Annotated in this window: 2 protein-coding genes; both read right to left on the bottom strand. The window is 57.3% G+C overall.

The features are described 5' to 3' along the window. Positions 1–737 (bottom strand): diguanylate cyclase (locus tag AAAB16_RS24635; RefSeq protein WP_340665718.1); only part of this gene is annotated, 737 nt, incomplete at its 3' end. A 113-nt stretch (positions 738–850) separates the two neighbouring features. After that, positions 851–2,038, bottom strand: coding sequence for a delta-9 fatty acid desaturase DesA (desA, locus tag AAAB16_RS24630; protein ID WP_340665717.1), 1,188 nt, complete (start codon positions 2,036–2,038; stop codon positions 851–853). Between the last annotated feature and the right edge of the window lie 175 nt (positions 2,039–2,213).

Here is a 2,213-nt window from a genome sequence, read left to right as displayed (position 1 = left end):
CCACCAATGCGTCCAAACAAGTCGCCACGGCGCAACGCCGCGGTGCCGCATTGGGCAATTCGTTGCAGCACCACGTCGCCCATCTGGTGGCCGTAGGTGTCGTTGATCTGCTTAAAGTTATCCACATCCAACAGCAGAAAGGCCAAGGGCGCTTCTTCCTGAGTCGCCTGTTGGAATTCGGTGTGGGCACATTCGAAGAAGTAACGGCGGTTACTGCTCTGGGTCAGCACATCGGTGGTGGCCAAGCGATGCAGTTCGCCTTCGAGATTCTTTTTGTCGGTGATGTCTTCGGCAATGCCCACCACGATTAACGGCTTGCCGGCCTCAGCCTGACGACTGATAAAGCATTTATCGCTGAGCCAACGTAATTGGCCATCGGCACGCAGGATGCGGTACTCGCGGTCTTCCACAGCGCCCTTGACCAGCACCTCGGCAAAGCTGGCGGCGGCATGTTCAACGTCATCGGGGTAGATGCTGTTCAGCCACTCGCCGTAGTCGGCCATCAGCAAACCGGCATTGCGGCCAAACACACGTTCATACGCCGGGCTGACGTAGATGATGCGCTGGGCATCCCAGTCAAACGCCCATAGCACCGTGTTGACGCTATCCAACAACGAACTGAACAAATGCTCGCGCTCACGCAGGCGCTCTACTTCGCCGCGGCTGTGCAACAGCGCGAGGGTCAGTTCTTCCAGCTCCGGAGAAAGCGGAGGTGTGAGGTGGGAATGTTCGTCCATTAGATGTCCTTTTCTAGTAACGAAACTACGACAATTCGCGCAGCATAAGGTGCCAATCCCTGACACAGAAAAAAGCCCGCCGAACGGCGGGCTTAGGCGCTCTACGGCGCTTTTTACAGCGCGCCAGCGGGGCGCAGCGAGTAGGTTTTCAAGTGGTCGGCGAAATCACGCAGCGATTGAATACCGCTGGCCTCGGCCTCATGCACCCAGACTTTCATCGCTTCGAGCATGTCGTGGCCGTTGCTGCTGGTTTTTACCCAGATCTGTTGCAGGGCCAAGCGTTTTTCGTAGATCACTTTCAGCGCCTGGCTTTGCTCCAGCATGGCCTGAATACGCAGGTGATGACGCTCTTCCAGCAAGCTGGTCTCGCGCGACAGCAAGCGCTTGGCGCGATGGAATTTAGCCCGTACTGAGGCATCGGCTTTGGCCAGTTCCAGTTTCACCAGCGGCGCGATGACCGCCTTACGGTATTGCGCCATGATCTGGAAGCGGTTGTTGAGGATGGCCATGGCGGTGTCCATATCCAGATAACCTTTGCCGCTGACGCGATGGGCAATCGGCGCCACGCGCTGCACCTTGGCCAGGCGCAGAAAACTGAACAGCTGGATCCACGCCCAGCCCATATCGAACTCCCACTTTTTCACCGACAGCTTGGCCGAGTTCGGGTAGGTATGGTGGTTGTTATGCAGCTCTTCGCCGCCAATCAAAATGCCCCACGGCACCAGGTTGGTGGCGGCGTCGCGGCATTCAAAGTTGCGATAGCCAACAGCGTGGCCCAGGCCATTGATAACGCCGGCAGCCCACACTGGAATCCACATCATCTGTACGGCCCACACGGTGATGCCCAAGGCACCAAACAGAGCCAAGTCGATCAGCGCCATGATGGCGATACCGCCCAACGGCACGCGCGAATACACGTTACGTTCGATCCAGTCGTCCGGGCAGTTTTTGCCATAAATTCGCAGGGTTTCTGGGTTTTCTGCTTCCGCGCGGTACAATTCGGCGCCTTTGCGCAGCACGGTGGACAGGCCCTTGATTACCGGGCTGTGTGGATCGTCAGCGGTTTCGCATTTGGCGTGGTGTTTACGGTGAATGGCGGTCCATTCACGGGTGTTCTGGCCGGTGCTAAGCCATAGCCAGAAACGGAAAAAGTGCTTGAGCGCAGGGTGCAGTTCCAAGGAACGGTGGGCGGAGTAGCGGTGCAGATAAACCGTCACGGACACGATGGTCACGTGGGTCATCAGCAGGGTTACCGCCAGTACCTGCCAGGCCGACAGGTCGAGAAAACCGTTGTACCACATAGATGGAGCCACCTCGGATAGTGAACGCCCAGCTCAAACAGCCAGGCGTGGCGCATTATCTCCAAGCCGGGTGATAAAACCACCCTGCACTTAGATCAAAATATGTTCAATTTCTGGCCAGACCACTCGGCCAGCGATCAATGAAAGGTCGCCCCCTACGCATGAATGCCTTACG

The sequence above is a fragment of the Pseudomonas sp. genome (genome assembly GCF_037994325.1).
GTDB lineage: Bacteria > Pseudomonadota > Gammaproteobacteria > Pseudomonadales > Pseudomonadaceae > Aquipseudomonas.
The sequence above is the reverse complement of the archived record's forward strand: the minus strand, read 5'-3'. Positions and strand labels throughout refer to the sequence as shown.

Bases quoted from the DNA above. Each gene is read 5' to 3' on its own strand.
- desA (WP_340665717.1), bottom strand. From the start codon at position 2,038: ATGTGGTACAACGGTTTTCTCGACCTGTCGGCCTGGCAGGTACTGGCG.